This window comes from Pseudonocardia adelaidensis (genome assembly GCF_039543345.1).
Taxonomy (GTDB): Bacteria; Actinomycetota; Actinomycetes; order Mycobacteriales; family Pseudonocardiaceae; genus Pseudonocardia; species Pseudonocardia adelaidensis.
In genome coordinates, this window is record NZ_BAABJO010000005.1 from 78,715 (window position 1) to 93,857 (window position 15,143).

General features: G+C 73.6%; 13 protein-coding genes. 4 read left to right on the forward strand and 9 right to left on the reverse strand.

Translation table 11 applies throughout. The features are described from left to right. Positions 1-46 precede the first annotated feature (46 nt). The 3 genes from ABEA81_RS07825 (at position 47) to ABEA81_RS07835 (ending at position 5,057) form a co-directional block, all read left to right on the forward strand. A complete protein-coding gene (locus ABEA81_RS07825) occupies positions 47-2,077 on the forward strand; it encodes a bifunctional aldolase/short-chain dehydrogenase (RefSeq protein WP_345604163.1) in 2,031 nt (676 codons plus the stop codon). An 80-nt stretch (positions 2,078-2,157) separates the two neighbouring features. Beyond that, positions 2,158-3,609, forward strand: a complete 1,452-nt coding sequence (locus tag ABEA81_RS07830; RefSeq protein WP_345604164.1) for an L-fucose/L-arabinose isomerase family protein — start codon at positions 2,158-2,160, stop codon at positions 3,607-3,609. Beyond that, positions 3,606-5,057: a rhamnulokinase gene (locus ABEA81_RS07835; protein ID WP_345604165.1), complete on the forward strand. Its 1,452-nt coding sequence runs from the start codon at positions 3,606-3,608 to the stop codon at positions 5,055-5,057. The genes ABEA81_RS07830 and ABEA81_RS07835 overlap by 4 nt, the downstream gene beginning before the upstream one ends. A gap of 336 nt (positions 5,058-5,393) precedes the next feature. Here ABEA81_RS07835 and ABEA81_RS07840 read toward each other — a convergent pair whose 3' ends face one another. The 5 genes from ABEA81_RS07840 to ABEA81_RS07860 all read right to left on the reverse strand — a co-directional run bounded on the left by ABEA81_RS07840 (position 5,394) and on the right by ABEA81_RS07860 (position 9,278). Next, positions 5,394-5,837 (reverse strand): Hsp20/alpha crystallin family protein, encoded by a 444-nt coding sequence (locus ABEA81_RS07840; protein WP_345604166.1) that lies wholly within the window; start codon positions 5,835-5,837, stop codon positions 5,394-5,396. Between the two features lie 94 nt (positions 5,838-5,931). Beyond that, positions 5,932-6,696, reverse strand: a complete 765-nt coding sequence (locus ABEA81_RS07845; protein WP_345604167.1) for an ABC transporter ATP-binding protein — start codon at positions 6,694-6,696, stop codon at positions 5,932-5,934. An 11-nt stretch (positions 6,697-6,707) separates the two neighbouring features. Further along, a complete protein-coding gene (locus tag ABEA81_RS07850) occupies positions 6,708-7,481 on the reverse strand; it encodes an ABC transporter permease (protein WP_345604420.1) in 774 nt (257 codons plus the stop codon). A gap of 5 nt (positions 7,482-7,486) precedes the next feature. After that, positions 7,487-8,272 (reverse strand): ABC transporter permease, encoded by a 786-nt coding sequence (locus ABEA81_RS07855; protein WP_345604168.1) that lies wholly within the window; start codon positions 8,270-8,272, stop codon positions 7,487-7,489. After that, positions 8,262-9,278 (reverse strand): ABC transporter substrate-binding protein, encoded by a 1,017-nt coding sequence (locus ABEA81_RS07860; RefSeq protein ID WP_345604169.1) that lies wholly within the window; start codon positions 9,276-9,278, stop codon positions 8,262-8,264. The genes ABEA81_RS07855 and ABEA81_RS07860 overlap by 11 nt, the downstream gene beginning before the upstream one ends. A 278-nt stretch (positions 9,279-9,556) precedes the next feature. On the opposite strand from ABEA81_RS07860, the gene ABEA81_RS07865 reads away from it, so the two are divergent. After that, positions 9,557-10,684 carry an ABC transporter ATP-binding protein gene (locus tag ABEA81_RS07865; RefSeq protein ID WP_345604170.1) on the forward strand — a complete coding sequence of 376 codons (1,128 nt, stop codon included), beginning with the start codon at positions 9,557-9,559 and terminating at the stop codon, positions 10,682-10,684. A 273-nt stretch (positions 10,685-10,957) separates the two neighbouring features. Here ABEA81_RS07865 and ABEA81_RS07870 read toward each other — a convergent pair whose 3' ends face one another. The 4 genes from ABEA81_RS07870 to ABEA81_RS07885 all read right to left on the reverse strand — a co-directional run bounded on the left by ABEA81_RS07870 (position 10,958) and on the right by ABEA81_RS07885 (position 15,099). Further along, positions 10,958-11,443 carry a DinB family protein gene (locus ABEA81_RS07870; protein ID WP_345604171.1) on the reverse strand — a complete coding sequence of 162 codons (486 nt, stop codon included), beginning with the start codon at positions 11,441-11,443 and terminating at the stop codon, positions 10,958-10,960. 63 nt (positions 11,444-11,506) lie between these two features. Further along, entirely contained in the window at positions 11,507-13,594 is a 2,088-nt protein-coding gene (locus tag ABEA81_RS07875) for a xanthine dehydrogenase family protein molybdopterin-binding subunit (RefSeq protein ID WP_345604172.1), read from the reverse strand. A 3-nt stretch (positions 13,595-13,597) separates the two neighbouring features. Beyond that, a complete protein-coding gene (locus ABEA81_RS07880; protein ID WP_345604173.1) occupies positions 13,598-14,596 on the reverse strand; it encodes an FAD binding domain-containing protein in 999 nt (332 codons plus the stop codon). Further along, on the reverse strand, positions 14,593-15,099 hold the full coding sequence (locus ABEA81_RS07885) for a (2Fe-2S)-binding protein (protein WP_345604174.1): 507 nt from the start codon (positions 15,097-15,099) through the stop codon (positions 14,593-14,595). Before ABEA81_RS07885 ends, ABEA81_RS07880 begins: the two co-directional genes overlap by 4 nt. Between the last annotated feature and the right edge of the window lie 44 nt (positions 15,100-15,143).

A 15,143-nucleotide genomic window follows, 5' to 3' on the forward strand; every position in this document is an offset into this window, starting at 1 on the left:
GTCATGGAAGTGGCTTTGCTGACACCCCTCGACCCCGGAAGGGATCATGACCGTCGTTCAGGAGCTCATCGCTCGGAGCAATCGGCTCGGGGCCGACCCGACCACCACCAACTACGCGGGGGGCAACACCTCGGCGAAGGGCTCCGAGACCGACCCGGTCACCGGGCAGCCGGTCGACCTGATCTGGGTGAAGGGGTCCGGGGGTGATCTCGGGACGCTCACCGAGAAGGGCCTGGCCGTGCTGCGGCTCGACCGGATGCGGGCGCTCGTCGACGTCTACCCGGGCGTGGAGCGCGAGGACGAGATGGTCGCCGCGTTCGACTTCTGCCTGCACGGCAGGGGCGGCGCGGCGCCGTCGATCGACACCGCGATGCACGGGCTCGTCGAGGCCGACCACGTCGACCACCTGCACCCGGACGCCGGCATCGCGATCGCCGCGGCCGCGGACGGCGAGGCGCTCACGAAGGAGATCTTCGGCGACCGGGTGCTGTGGGTGCCGTGGCGGCGCCCCGGCTTCCAGCTGGGCCTCGACATCGCCGCGATCAAGGCGGCCAACCCGCAGGCCATCGGCGTGATCCTCGGCGGGCACGGGATCACGGCGTGGGGCGCGACCAGCGAGGAGTGCGAGCGCAACTCGCTCGACATCATCCGCACCGCCCAGGCCTACATCGACTCCCGGGGGGCGGCGGAGCCGTTCGGCCCGCTGCGCCCCGGTTTCGAACCCCTTCCGGAGGACGAGCGACGGGCCCGCGCGGCCGCGCTCGCGCCCGTCGTCCGCGGGCTCGCCTCCACCGACCGGCGGCAGGTCGGCCACTTCACCGACTCGGATGTCGTCCTGGACTTCCTGTCCCGGGAGAAGCTGGCCCCGCTCGCCGCGCTCGGCACGAGCTGCCCGGACCACTTCCTGCGCACCAAGGTCGCGCCGCTCGTGCTCGACCTGCCGGCCACCGCGCCCCTCGACGAGGCGATCGCGCGCCTGGAGGAGCTGCACGCCGCCTACCGCGACGACTACCGCGCCTACTACGAGCGCCACGCCACCGCGGACAGCCCGCCCATGCGCGGCGCCGACCCGGCGATCGTGCTCGTCCCCGGCGTCGGCATGTTCAGCTTCGGGGCCAACAAGCAGACCGCACGCGTGGCCGGCGAGTTCTACGTCAACGCGATCAACGTGATGCGCGGCGCCGAGGCCGTCTCGACCTACGCGCCGATCCCCGAGTCGGAGAAGTTCCGCATCGAGTACTGGGCCCTCGAGGAGGCCAAGCTCCAGCGGATGCCCAAGCCCAAGCCCCTCGCAACCCGGATCGCGTTCGTCACCGGCGGCGGGTCCGGCATCGGCAAGGCGATCGCCCACCGGCTGGCCACCGAGGGTGCCTGCGTCGTCGTGGCCGACCGGGACGGGGACGCGGCCGCCGCCGTCGCCGCCGAGCTGGGCTCCACGGACGTCGCGGTGCCGGTCACCGTCGACGTCACCGACGCCGAGGCCGTCGCCGCGGCAATCGACGCCACCGCGCTCGCCTTCGGCGGCGTCGACCTGGTGGTCAACAACGCCGGCCTGTCGATCTCCAAGCCGCTGCTGGAGACCACCGAGGCCGACTGGGACCTGCAGCACGACGTCATGGCGAAGGGTTCGTTCCTCGTCTCCCGCGCCGCGGCGAAGGCGATGATCGCGCAGGCGATGGGCGGCGACATCGTCTACATCTCCAGCAAGAACGGCGTGTTCGCCGGGCCCAACAACGTGGCGTACGGCGCGGCGAAGGCCGACCAGGCCCACCAGGTGCGGCTGCTCGCGGCGGAGCTCGGCGAGCACGGCATCAAGGTCAACGGCGTCAACCCGGACGGCGTGGTGCGCGGCTCGGGGATCTTCGCGGGCGGCTGGGGTGCGCAGCGCGCAGCCGTCTACGGCGTGCCGGAGGAGGAGCTGGGCAAGTTCTACGCCCAGCGCACGCTGCTCAAGCGGGAGGTGCTGCCCGAGCACGTCGCGGCTGCGGTCTTCGCGCTGACGGGCGGCGACCTCACCCACACCACCGGCCTGCACATCCCGGTCGACGCCGGCGTGGCGGCGGCCTTCCTGCGCTGACGCACCCGTGAGTGGATACGAGTGCTCCCACCCTCGTATCCACTCACGACCCCCAGCTCGACCGACTCGAGGAGGAGCCGATGACCACCGTCGCCGAGGCGCGCGGGTCCGCCCTGCGCCGCGTCACGTCCCGCCGGACCACCGTGGGCCTCGTCGCCGGCGGGCTGGGCGCGTACTGGCCGCAGTTCCCCGACCTGCTCCCGCAGCTGCAGCGCTCGGCGGCGCGGGTGTCGGAGCGGCTGCGGCAGGTGGGCGACATCGACGTGGTGGACGTCGGCTTCATCTCCGACGCCCCGGAGGGCGCGGTCGCGGCGGAGAAGCTGCGCGTCGCGGGCTGCGACCTGATCGTCGGCTTCCTCACGACGTACATGACGGCGTCGATGCTGCTGCCCGTGGCGCAGCGCAGCGGGGCGCCGGTGCTGCTGATCAACCTGCAGCCCACCGAGAAGATGGACCACGAGACGTTCGACACCGGCGCGTGGCTCGCCTACTGCGGCGCCTGCCCGCTGCCGGAGATGGCCAACGCGTTCGAGCGCGCGGGCGTGGACTTCCGGTCGGTGTCGGGCTACCTCGAGGACGAGCGCGCCTGGGCGCGCATCGGGCGCTGGGTCAAGGCGGCGGGCGTGCGCGGGGCGCTGCGGCACGGCCGGCACGGGCTGATGGGCCACCTCTACCCGGGGATGCTCGACGTCTCCACCGACCTCACGTCCGTGTCCACCCAGCTGGGCGGGCACGTCGAGGTGCTCGAGTTGGACGACCTGCGGGTGCGGGTGGAGGACGTCACCGACGCGCAGGTCGGCGAGCGGGTGGCGCTCGCGCAGGAGGTCTTCGACTTCGACGACACGGTCAACCCGGACGACCTCGCCTGGGGCGCGCGCGTGTCGGTGGGCCTCGACCGGCTCGTCGACGACTTCGCGCTCGACTCGCTCGCCTACTACCACCGCGGCCTGAACGGTGAGCAGCACGAGAAGCTCGGCGCCGGCATGATCCTCGGAGCCTCGCTGCTCACCGCCCGCGGCGTGCCGGCGGCGGGGGAGTACGAGCTGCGCAACTCCATCGCCATGCTGGTGATGGACCGGCTCGGCGCGGGCGGCTCGTTCACCGAGCTGCAGGCGCTGAACTTTTCCGACGACGTGGTGGAGATGGGCCACGACGGCCCGGCCCACCTGGCGATCAGCTCCCGCCGGCCGCTGCTGCGCGGCCTCGGCGTCTACCACGGCAAGCGGGGCTGGGGCGTGTCCGTCGAGTTCGACGTGAAGCAGGGCCCGGTCACGACGTTCGGGATCGGGCAGCGCCGCGACGGCCGGTACGTGATGGTGGCGTCGGAGGGCACCGTCGTGCCCGGCCCGCTGCTGAAGATCGGCAACACGACGTCCCGGGTCGACTTCGGCTGCGATCCCGGCGAGTGGACCGACGCCTGGAGCGCGTCGGGCGTCGACCACCACTGGGCGCTCGGCACCGGCCACCGCGCCGCCGAGCTGAAGGCCGTGGCCGAGCTGCTCGGGCTCGAGTTCGTGCAGGTGCGGGTGTGAGGGTCGCCGCCGTCGACCTGGGAGCGTCCAGTGGCCGGGTGATGGCCGCCGAGGTCGGCCCCGACCGGCTGGAGCTCACCGAGGTCGCGCGGTTCCCCAACGGGCCCGTGCGGCTGCGGGACACGCTGCACTGGGACCTGCTCGCCCTGTACCGGGGCGTTCTGGACGGCCTGCGCGCTGCTGGCCCCGAGCTGGACGCGGTGGGCATCGACTCGTGGGGCGTCGACTACGGCCTGCTCGACGCCACCGGCGCCCTGCTCGGCAACCCCGTGCACCACCGCGACGCCCGCACCGACGGGGTGGCCGAGCGGGTCAACGGGATCGTCCCGCCCGCCGACCTGTACGCGGCCACCGGCGTGCAGGTGATGCCGATCAACACGATCTACCAGCTGGTGGCGGCGCTCGGCACCCCGCAGCTGGCCGCCGCCAAGCAGCTGCTCCTGCTGCCGGACCTGCTCGCGTACTGGCTCACCGGCACCCGCCGCGCCGAGGTGACCAACGCGTCCACCACCGGGCTGCTGGACGTCGCGGCGCGGACGTGGTCGGACGGCGTCGCCCGGCGGGTGGGCATCGACCCGGCCCTGTTCGCGCCGCTCGTCGAGGCGGGGGAGCGGATCGGGGACGTCTCGCCGCACGTGCTCGCCGACACCGGCCTCACCGGCCCCGTGCCGGTGATCGCGGTGGGTTCGCACGACACGGCGTCCGCGGTGGTGGGCGTGCCGGCCGAGGGGGAGCGGTTCGCGTTCATCTCCTGCGGCACGTGGTCGCTGGTCGGGGTGGAGCTGCCCGCGCCGGTGCTCACGGAGGCCAGCCGCGCCGCCAACTTCTCCAACGAGCTGGGCGTCGACGGCACCGTGCGCTACCTGCGCAACGTGATGGGCCTGTGGCTGCTGCAGGAGTGCCTGCGCGCCTGGCCGGACACCGACCTGATCACCGTGCTCGACGAGGCTGCCGCCGCGCCGGCCTTCGCCGCGGTCGTCGACGCGGGTGCTCCCGAGTTCCTGGCGCCCGACCGCATGCCCGAGCGCATCGCCGACGCGTGCCGCAGGCTCGGCCAGGACCCGCCCCCGAGCCGGGGTGCCACCGTCCGCTGCGTCCTGGAGAGCCTCGCGCTCGCCCACCGGCGCGTGGTGCGCCAGGCCGTGGCTCTGTCCGGCCGGGAGGTCGACGTCGTGCACGTCGTGGGCGGCGGCTCGCGCAACGCCCTGCTCTGCCAGCTCACGGCCGACGCCTGCGGCCTGCCCGTCGTCGCCGGCCCGGTGGAGGCCACGGCGATGGGGAACGTCCTGGTGCAGGCCCGCGCCCTGGGGGCGCTGCACGGCGACCTCGCGGCCTTGCGCGCCCTGCTGCGCGCGACGCAGCCGCTCACGCGCTACGAACCGCAGGGCGACGAGCGCGCGTGGGCGGAGGCCGAGCAGCGCCTGGAGCGGACCCCCGCGCGGGCCTGAGCGGCTCCCGCTTCGGACGCCGGCCGGTCGGGGTGCGCCGCGCAGGCCTTGCGGTCGCACACCAACTCGTGCGCTCACGCACGAACTGCAGTTGGTGTGCGGGCACCGACGTTGGTGTGTGACGCCTCCGGGGCGGCGTCGGCTGCCGGGTCACGCACCAACTTGTGTCCTCACGCACGAACTGCAGTTGGTGTGCGGCCACCGAGGTCCGTGTGTGAGCTCGCGGCCGTAGCGTGAGCCGCGTGCCAGGTTGCTGCGAGCGCGCTCTGGCCCCAGATGCGACGAACGGCGCGCTCGTCGGCACCTAGCCGACGGGCGCGCCGTTCGTCAGGATCGTCAGGCGGCCGGCTGCTCGATCGCCGCCGTTCCGGTCGTCACCGGGATCTGCCTCGCGCCGCTGCCGGCGTGGGCGCCCGCGACGCGCACGGTCAGCACGCCGGCGTCGTACGACGCGGTGACGGCGTCGGCGGTGACGTGCGCCGGCAGGCCGAAGCTGCGGCGGAACGAGCCGTAGCGCACCTCGCGCAGGCTGCGCCCGTCCCGCTCCTCGGTGCGCTCGTCACGCCGCTCGCCGCGCACGACGAGTCGACCGCCGTCGATCTCGACGGTGACGTCGCGCTCGGCGTCGAGGCCGGGCAGCTCCAGCCGGACGAGCGCGTCGTCGCCGTCGCGCTCGACCTCGGCGGCCGGGACGAAACCGCGCGGTTGGCGGGCGGCGCGGAACAGGGCGTCGAACTCGGCGAACGGGTCGCGCCGGGTCCACAGCGAAAGGGTGCTCATGATCTTCTCCTCGGGGGGCATCGGGGCCGGCTCCGCTCCGGCCCAGCACCCTCCTCAACATGAGCCGACCCGGCTCAATTCCCAACATGTGGGACTAGGCCTGCCGGCGTTTGATCGCCCGGAAGATGTGGGCCCGCAGGTGGGCGAACTCGGGGAGCTCCTTGGTCTCGACCTGGTCGCGCGGGGACGGCAGGTCGACCTTCAGGACCTCCTGCACCTCGGTGGGCGCCGAGGTCAGCACGACCACCCGGTCGCCGAGGTAGGCGGCCTCGTCGATGTCGTGCGTGACGAAGACGACCGTGATCCCGTACTCGGTGCGCACCTGGAGCACGAGGTCCTCCAGGTCGGCGCGGGTCTGCGCGTCGACCGACGCGAACGGCTCGTCCATCAGCAGGATCTCCGGCTGGTACGCCAGCGCGCGGGCGATCGCCACCCGCTGCTGCATCCCGCCGGACAGCTCCCAGGGGAAGTGGTCGATGAAGCCGGTCAGCCCCACCGACCCCACGGCCTCCTCGACCAGCCGCGTCCGCTCGGCCTTGGCCATGCGCTTGTGGCGCAGCGGGAGGGTGATGTTGTCGCGCACCGACATCCACGGCAGCAGCGAACGGCTGTACTCCTGGAAGACGAAGCCCACCTGTTCCGGCGGCCCGTCGATCGCACGCCCGCCGAGCAGCACCTGCCCCGAGCTCGGCCGCAACAGCCCGGACATGCACCTGAGCAGGGTTGTCTTGCCGCATCCCGACGGCCCGACCACGCACACGAACTCGCCCGCCTCGACGCTGAAGCTGACGTTCGCGATCGCGCGGGTGATCCGCTCACCCTCGCCGTAGGACTTGGCGAGGTCGACGACGTCGATCATGGACCGTCCTCTCACTGCAGGGCGCTCGCGCGCGCGCCGCGGTGCCACCTGAGCACCCGCCGCTCCACCAGCGCGAACGCCGCGTTGAGCAGGTAGCCGAGCAGGCCGAGCAGCACGATGCCGGACCACATCTCGGGGATGTCGAACGAACGCTCCGACTGGAGGATGAAGTAGCCGATCCCGCTGGTGCTCGCCACCATCTCGCTGATCACCATCAGGATGAGCGCCAGCGAGAGGCTGGTCCGCATCCCCGCGAAGATCTGCGGCAGCGCGGCGGGCCAGATCACCCGGCGCAGCCGCTCCGGCCCGCGCACCCCGTAGACGCGCGCCGTCTCCAGCATGGTGTGGTCCACCCCGCGGACCCCGTCGATGGTGTTGAGCAGGATCGGCCACAGCCCCACCAACGCGATGACGAAGACCTTCATCGCGTCGCCCACACCGAGCACGAGGATGGCGAAGGGCAGCAGGGCGGGCGGCGGGATCGCCCGGACGAACTCCACGATCGGCTCGGTGACCCGCCGTGCCCCGGTGGACAGGCCGAGCGCGGTGCCGAGCGGGATGCTGACCGCCACCGCGATGGCGAACCCGGCACCGAGCCGCGCGAGGCTCGGCACCACGTCGGTGCCGACCCGCTCGAACACCCAGGTGTCGGCGAACGTCCGCAGGATCTCGGCGAGCGGGGGGAAGTAGAAGTTGTCGGCGTTCGCCGACCAGACCCACCAGGCGACGACCACGGCGGCCGGCACGGCCAGCTCCAGCAGGATCAGCCGGACCCGCCGCCACATGGCCGTCACGCCGCGCTCCCCTCGACCGTCCGGTGCGCCGGGTGCCAGCGCAGCACCCGCCGCTCGACCCGGGAGAAGATCCCGTTCAGGCCCCAGCCGACGAGGCCCGTGACGATGATCAGCGCGTACATGAGGTCGGTGGCACCCCCTGCCCGCGCCGCGTTGATCTCCCGGCCCAGCCCGGCGGAGCCGATCACCAGCTCGGCCGTGACCGCCAGGATGAGCGCGACGGTCGACGAGATCCGCAGGCCGGTGGCCACGTACGGGACCGCGCTCGGCAGCACCACCCGGGTGAGCCGTTCGCTGCGGCGGAGCCCGAAGACCCGGGCGGTGTCGAGCGCCACCGGGTCGACGTCCTGCATGCCGTACACGGTCTGGATGAGCAGCGGCCAGAGTGCGGCGAACGCCGCCAGGAAGACCTTGCTCTCCAGGCCGATCCCGTAGACGAGGATGGCGAGCGGGATCAGCGCGACCGAGGGGATCGGCCGGAGGAACTCGATCAGCATGCGGCACGCCCGGTACCGCACGGCGCTCGTGCCGATCGCCACCCCGGCCGGGATCGCCAGCGCGGCCGCGAGGCCCAGCCCGAGCGCCCACCCCTGCAGGGTGTGCCCGACGGCCGCCCAGAGGGCGCCCTGGCCGAGCTCGCCCGCGAGGGTGACGACGGTCCGCGACACCGGCGGGAAGTAGGTGCTGGGCAGCACCTCGGCCCGGGACGCCGCCTCGGCGAGCAGGAGCGCCACGGCGATGCCCGCCACCGGCGGCCCCCAGGCGCGCGGATCAGCTCGCACCGGGCTGCCAGATCAGCTCGGAGACGTTCGGCTCCTGGTCGATCAGCCCGTACTGCGTGCTCAGCCGGCCCATGAGCTCGATGGACGGCCGGTTGAGGTCGGTGCCCCACTTCGGGAGGCGGACCTGGCCGATGAGCTCGGCCGGGATCTTGGTGTAGCTGCCCAGGGTGGCGCGCACGTCGTCGGGGTGGTCCGCGGCGTAGGTCAGCGAGTTGTTCATCGCACGGACGAACCGCTCCACCACGTCCTGGTTCTGCTCGATGTAGGGCTGCATCGTGAAGTACGTGGCGACGGTCAGGCCGGGGTCGACGTCGAAGATGGTGGGCATCATGTCGCGATAGCCGTTCTTCTCGGCGATCGTGCGGAACGGCTCCACCACGACGATCGCGTCGACGTCGCCGCCCTCGAGCGCCTGGTTCATCTCGGGGAACGGCACCTCGGTGAACTGCAGCGTCGAAACGTCGACCCCGTGCTTCTCCAGGGCCGCCTTCGTCATCACGTCGTTGATGTTCTGCAGGGTGTTGATGGCGATCGTCTTGCCTGCGAGGTCCTTCGGCGAGCGGATGTCGCTGTCGCCGCGCACGAACAGGTGCGTCCACGACTCGGGTTCCGTCGCACCCTCCTGCACGCCCTGCGCGATGATCCGCACCGGGAGCCCCTTGCTCGCGGCGATGAGCATGGACGTGGTGTTGGAGAACCCGATCTGCAGGTCGCCGCTCTGCACGGCGGGCAGGATCTCGGCGCCGCCCGCGAACTGCTGCGGCTCGATCGTGAGCTTCTCCTGCTCGAAGAAACCCATCTTCATCCCGAGGTAGAGGGGTGCGACGTCGGCGATCGGTATGACGCCCACCTTCAGCGTCGCGGGCGCGTTGTCGGCAGTTCCCCCGCCGCCACCTCCGCCGCACGCGGCGAGGAGGCCGAGGGCCGCGGCGAACGCCACCGCGAGGAGGCGACGCGCGTAGCGCGGCCTCGTCGACCGGCCGACCGGCGAAGGTACCTGCACCATTGCGGACCCCTCTCGACCTCGCACCCGCGCGCGTCGGGCCGAGTATCACGGGGCGGACGGGAGCCGTACAGCGATGAGTCCAGGCCGTTATCCGTGGGCAGGAACAGCCGCCGATGGGCGATTCGCGAATGCGAAGGAGCGCGTTGTGGACGGCGCTGCAGGGCACGTCGCGCGCCGCAGGCCCCGCGCCGGCCGTGGTCCCGACGTCGCGGCACCGGGGGATGGTCCCGGGGAAGTCGCATGACAACCGTCGGGGGTGCTGCTTACCGTTCCTTGACGTGGACACTGGTACGGGCCTCGAGGACGTCACGGTCACCTACGGCGAGGTGCCCGCTCTCCGCGGTGTCACGTTGCTGGCCGAGCCCGGTGAGGTGCTCGCGGTCGTCGGTCCCTCTGGGAGCGGCAAGACCACCGCACTGCGCGCCGTCGCCGGGCTCCAGCCGCTGCGGGAGGGGCGGGTGCTGGTCGCCGGCCGCGACGTCACCACGGTCCAGGTGTCCCAGCGCGACGTCTCGATGGTCTTCCGCTCCACCACGCTCGTGCCGTTCCTCGACGTGGCCGCCAACCTCGCGCGTTCGGCGGGCGCGTTCGGCGTGCCGGAGCCGGAGGCGGCGCGGCGGGTGGCCGCGCGGAGCAAGCTGCTCGGGCTGGTCCGCCTGCTGCCCCGGCTGCCGCACACGCTCTCCGCGGGGGAGTCCGGCCTCACCGGGATCGGGCGCACGCTCGTCCGCACGCCACGGGCGTTCCTGTTCGACGAGCCGCTCGCCCACCTCGACGCCGCCGAGCGCGCCCGCACCCGTCGCACCATCGTCGACGCCGTGCGGAAGGCGGGCGTCGGCGCCCTCTACGTCACCCACGACCAGGCCGAGGCCATGGCCGTGGGCGACCGACTCGCCGTGCTGCACGAGGGCCGCATCCGGCAGGTCGACCGGCCGCGCCGGGTGTACGAGGCGCCCGCCGACACGTTCGTCGCGGATTTCGTCGGCGACGCCGGGATCGGGCTGCTCCCGGCCCGCCTGGTCACGTCCGGCGGCGCGGCCGGCTTCCAGGTGGGTGGGCGCACCGTCCCGCTGTGGGGGCCGGTGCCCGAGGCCCTCGCCTCCCGCGTCGGCTCGCGGGTGCTGCTCGGGCTGCGGGCCGAGGACGTCGCGGAGGCCGGCCCCGGCGCCGACCCCGCGTCGGTGGCGGTGCCGGTGTCGGTGCGCAGCGTCGAGCGGCCCGGCCACGACGCCGTGGTGAGCGCCGAGGTCGGGCTGCCGGGGGAGGCCGACGGCGCGCGGCTGGTCGCCCGCGTCCGCGGCGGCACGTCGCTGCGGACGGGGGCGCGGGCCCAGCTGCTGCTCGATGCCCGGCGGGCGCACGTCTTCGACCCGGCCACCGGGCGGGCGCTCATGCACCCGAACTAGCCCTCGCCGATCGCCCCCGCGCGGCAACCGCGATCGACGAGTGCGGTCAGAGCCGCATCGGTGCGGCTGCCTCGCTGTTGGTGCCATCCGGCTGCGTGAGGTCCAGGCATGGCCTGACGGCCTGGTGCTCCTCGACGATTCACGTGCGCGCCACCCCGGGCCGCGGCGCGGTCGCTCACACACCAACCTTGGTGCTCGCACAGCAACTGCAGTTCGTGTGCCGGCGCCACGGTTGGTGTGCCACCACCTGGCGCCGGGATGGACCTGCCCGGGTCAGCGGCCGGTCGCGCCGTCGATCAGCTCGCGGAGGATGTCGGCGTGCCCGGCGTGGCGGCCGGTCTCCTCGATCATGTGGGCCAGCGCCCAGCGCATCGACGGTGCACGGCCGGGCCGGGCCACCGGTGCGGTCAGGTCGGTGCAGGCGTCGATCACCGCGTTCGCCCGGTCGACGGCGTCGCGGTAGTCGGCCAGGACGGACGCGACCGTCTCGTCCGGCCGGGGCCGGAACGTGCCCGGCCAGTCGGCCACCTGCTCGCCGAGGAAGGTGAACCGCTCGACGTGGGCGAGGTGGCGGACCAGCCCGAGCAGCGACGTGCCGGAGGGGACGCCCGGGGTGCGGACCTGCGGTTCCGGGACGTCCTCCGCCTTCGCGGCGACCGCGGTGCGCAGGTGGTCGAGGAAGCCGCGCAGCACGTCCTTCTCACCGGGGCCGGTGCGCGGGGGCGGGGTGTCGCGCCGGCGGGCGCGGGTGGGAGGCATGCGGTCAGCGTGACCCAGCCGGCGCGGGTCGGCACGGTTCCTTGCCGTCCCGGCAAGACGGCGTCACGGCAGGGCGGCCAGCAGCTTGTCCAGGGTGATCGGCAGGTCCCGCACCCGCACGCCGGTGGCGTGGTGCACGGCGTTGGACACGGCCGCGGCGGTGCCGACGATCCCGATCTCGCCGATGCCCTTCGAGCCCATCGGGTTGACGTGCGGGTCGGGCCGGTCGAGCCAGTGCGCCTGCACGTCGCCGACGTCGGCGTCGACCGCCACGTGGTACTCGGCGAGGTCGTGGTTGACGACGTGACCGAACCGCGGGTCGAGGACGCTCTCCTCCTCGAGGGCCATCGACAGTCCCATCGTCATGCCGCCGAGGAACTGGGAGCGGGCGGTGCGCGGGTTGACGATGCGGCCCGCGTCGAACACGCCGACCAGGCGGGGCACCCGGACCTCGCCGGTGTCGGCGTGCACCCGCGCCTCGACGAACTGCGCGCCGAAGGCGAACATCGCGTAGTCCTCGGCCTCGGGGTTCCTCCCGGAGGAGCCGTCCATCTCGTCGCCGTCCTCGGGGTCGGTGCCGAACTTCTCCCGGAACGCCCGGGCGGCCGCCACCAGCGCCGACCCCCAGCTGGACGTGCCCGACGAGCCGCCCGCGACCGACGCGGTGGGGTGGTCGGTGTCGCCGATCAGCACGTCGACGTCCTCGCCTGCCACGCCGAGGGCGTCCGCGGTGATCTGGGGGAGCACGGTCCAGGCGCCGGTGCCCAGGTCCGCTGCCCCGATCCGCGCCACGTAGCGGCCGGCCTCGTACCGGATCACGGCGCTGGAGGGCTGCCGCATCGCCGGGTAGATGGACGATGCCACGCCGGTGCCGACCAGCCATTCACCGTCGCGCCGTACGGCGGGTCGCGGGTCGCGGTCGTGCCACCCGAAGCGCTCGGCCCCCTCGCGCAGGCACTGCACCAGCCCGCGGCTGGAGAACGGTCTGCCCGAGTCCGGATCGACGTCGGGCTCGTTGCGGATCCGCAGCTCGACCGGGTCGACCCCGAGCTCGGCGGCGAGCTCGTCCACCGCGACCTCGGGCGCGAACATCCCGGGGCACTCGCCCGGCGCGCGCATCCAGGACGGCACGGGCACGTCCAGCGCGGCGAGCCGGTGGGTGGTGCGGCGGTTCGGCGCCGCGTACACGTGCCGGCTCACCACCGCGGTCTGCTCGGCGAACTCCTTGATCCGGGAGGTCTGCTCGATGACGTCGTGCGCGATGGCGACCAGGCGCCCGTCGCGCTCGGCGCCGAGCTGGACCCGCTGGATGGTGGGCGTGCGGTATCCCGCGAGGGAGAACATCTGCTGCCGGGTGAGCGCGAGCTTCACCGGCCGCCCCGGCACCGCCCGCGCGGCCAGTGCCGCGAGCACGACGTGGGCGTGCGGCGTGCCCTTGGAGCCGAAGCCGCCGCCGACGTACGGGCAGATCACCCGGACCCGATCCTCGGCCAGGCCGAAGACCCGGCAGATGGCTGCCCGGTCGGGGTGCACGCCCTGGGTCGAGTCCCACAGCGTCAACGCCTCCTCGTCCCACAACGCGGTGGTGGCGTGCGGCTCGAGCGGGTTGTTGTGGTACATCGGCGTCGTGTACGTCTGCCGCACGGTCACCGGCGCGGCGGCCAGCGCGTCGTCGACGGCGCCCTCCGCGGTGTCGGTCGGGAAGGCGGGGTTCACCTTCTCCGGGGCGTAGAGGTCGCCGCGGTCGGCGGTGAGCACGACGTCGTGCGGGGCCTCGTCGTACTCGACGCGCACCAGCTCGGCGGCCCGGCGTGCACCCTCGGAGGACTCGGCGACGACCACCCCGACGAACTGGCCGCGGAAGGCGACCTCGTCGCCCTGCAGCACGGCCAGCTCGGCGTCCTCGGTGGACGCGAGCCGCTCGGCGGTGGCCGGGGTCAGCACGGCCAGCACGCCCTCGGCCGCCTCGGCGGCCGAGGTGTCGATCCGCGTCACCCGCCCGCGGGCGATCGCCGCCTGCACGGGGTGGCAGTACGCCGGGTTCGCCACCGGCGTCTCGTAGGCGTAGGTGGCGGTGCCGCGCACCTTGTCGGTGCCGTCGCGGCGCACCGGGTCCCGCCCGATGGCCCGGGTCTCCAGCAGGTCGGTCATCGCTCAGGACTCCTCGGCGAGTTCACGCAGGACGGCCACCAGCGTGCGCGTGAGCAGCGGGATCTTGAACGCGTTGCCGCCGTCGATCCCGTCCTGCGGGCGGGCGTCGGCCAGCTCGGCCTCGGCGGCGGCGCGGAAGCCGCGCACGTCGGCCGCGGCCCCGCGCAGCACCTCCTCCGCGCGCCGGGCCCGCCACGGCTTGTGGGCGACGCCGCCGAACGCGATCCGGCAGTCGCGGACCGTTCCGTCGTCCACATCCAGCGCCGCGGCCACCGAGACCAGGGCGAACGCGTAGGACGCGCGGTCGCGCACCTTGCGGTAGCGGGAGCGGCGGGCGATCGGCGACGGCGGCAGGTCGATCGCCGTGATCAGCTCGCCGTGCTCGAGCACCGTGTCGTGATCGGGCCGGTCCCCCGGCAGCCGGTGCAGGTCGCCGAACGGGATGGTGCGCTCGCCGTCCACCCCGAGCACGTGCACCTGCGCGTCGAGCGCCGCCATCGCCACCGCCATGTCGGAGGGGTGGGTGGCGATGCAGTGCTCGGAGGCGCCGAGCACGGCGTGCCCGCGGGTGGCGCCGCCGATGGCCGAGCACCCCGAGCCGGGCTCACGCTTGTTGCAGGGCGTGGTGACGTCCTGGAAGTAGACGCAGCGGGTGCGCTGCAGCGGGTTGCCGCCGGTGGTCGCCATGTTGCGCAGCTGCCCGGACGCGCCGGAGAGCAGCGCCTGCGCGAGCACCGGGTACCGCTCGCGGACGCGGCGGTCGGCGGCGAGGTCGCTGTTGCGGACCCCGGCGCCGATGCGCAGCCCGCCCCCGTCGAGGTCGGCGACCTCCCGCGAGGTGAGCGCGGTGACGTCCACGAGCAGGCCGGGTTCGGCGACGCCCAGCTTGAGGTGGTCGACGAGGTTGGTGCCGCCGGCGAGGAACGCGGCCTCGGGGTCGGCGCTGACGGTACGGACGGCGGTGGCCGCATCGGCGGGCGCCTCGAAGGTGAAGGGCCTCATCGCCGCGCTCCCGCCGCCGTGACGGCCGCGACGATGCCGACGTAGGCGCCGCAGCGGCACAGGTTGCCGCTCATCCGTTCCGCCACCTCGTCGTGGTCCAGCCGCGGCTGCGCGCCGTCCGGTGTCACGGCGCTGGCCCAGCCGGACCCCAGCTCGTCCAGCGCGCCCACCGCGGAGCACACCTGACCCGGTGTGCAGTAGCCGCACTGGAAGCCGTCGTGGTCGAGGAACGCCCGCTGGACGGGGTGCAGGGCGCCGTCGCTGCCGAGCCCGTCGGCGGTGGTGACCTCCCGGCCGTCGTGCGCCACCGCGAGCGCGAGGCAGGCGAGCACCCGCCTGCCGTCGAGCAGCACGGTGCACGCGCCGCACTGCCCGTGGTCGCAGCCCTTCTTCGGGCTCGTCACCCCCAGCCGCTCGCGGAGCGCGTCGAGCAACGTCGTGCGGGTGTCGACGGTGACCGGCCGCGACACGCCGTCGACGTGGAGGGTGATGTCGGCGTCCATACCCCAGCGTTCCCGGCATCGCAGACCTCATGCCGAGGCGCGAC

Excerpts from the sequence above, each read along its gene's own strand:
- ABEA81_RS07830 (WP_345604164.1), top strand. The coding sequence starts at position 2,158 with ATGACCACCGTCGCCGAGGCGCGCGGGTCCGCCCTGCGCCGCGTCACG.
- ABEA81_RS07885 (WP_345604174.1), bottom strand. The coding sequence starts at position 15,099 with ATGGACGCCGACATCACCCTCCACGTCGACGGCGTGTCGCGGCCGGTC.
- ABEA81_RS07870 (WP_345604171.1), bottom strand. The coding sequence starts at position 11,443 with ATGCCTCCCACCCGCGCCCGCCGGCGCGACACCCCGCCCCCGCGCACC.
- ABEA81_RS07825 (WP_345604163.1), top strand. The coding sequence starts at position 47 with ATGACCGTCGTTCAGGAGCTCATCGCTCGGAGCAATCGGCTCGGGGCC.
- ABEA81_RS07860 (WP_345604169.1), bottom strand. The coding sequence starts at position 9,278 with ATGGTGCAGGTACCTTCGCCGGTCGGCCGGTCGACGAGGCCGCGCTAC.
- ABEA81_RS07880 (WP_345604173.1), bottom strand. The coding sequence starts at position 14,596 with ATGAGGCCCTTCACCTTCGAGGCGCCCGCCGATGCGGCCACCGCCGTC.
- ABEA81_RS07875 (WP_345604172.1), bottom strand. The coding sequence starts at position 13,594 with ATGACCGACCTGCTGGAGACCCGGGCCATCGGGCGGGACCCGGTGCGC.
- ABEA81_RS07845 (WP_345604167.1), bottom strand. The coding sequence starts at position 6,696 with ATGATCGACGTCGTCGACCTCGCCAAGTCCTACGGCGAGGGTGAGCGG.
- ABEA81_RS07850 (WP_345604420.1), bottom strand. The coding sequence starts at position 7,481 with ATGTGGCGGCGGGTCCGGCTGATCCTGCTGGAGCTGGCCGTGCCGGCC.
- ABEA81_RS07840 (WP_345604166.1), bottom strand. The coding sequence starts at position 5,837 with ATGAGCACCCTTTCGCTGTGGACCCGGCGCGACCCGTTCGCCGAGTTC.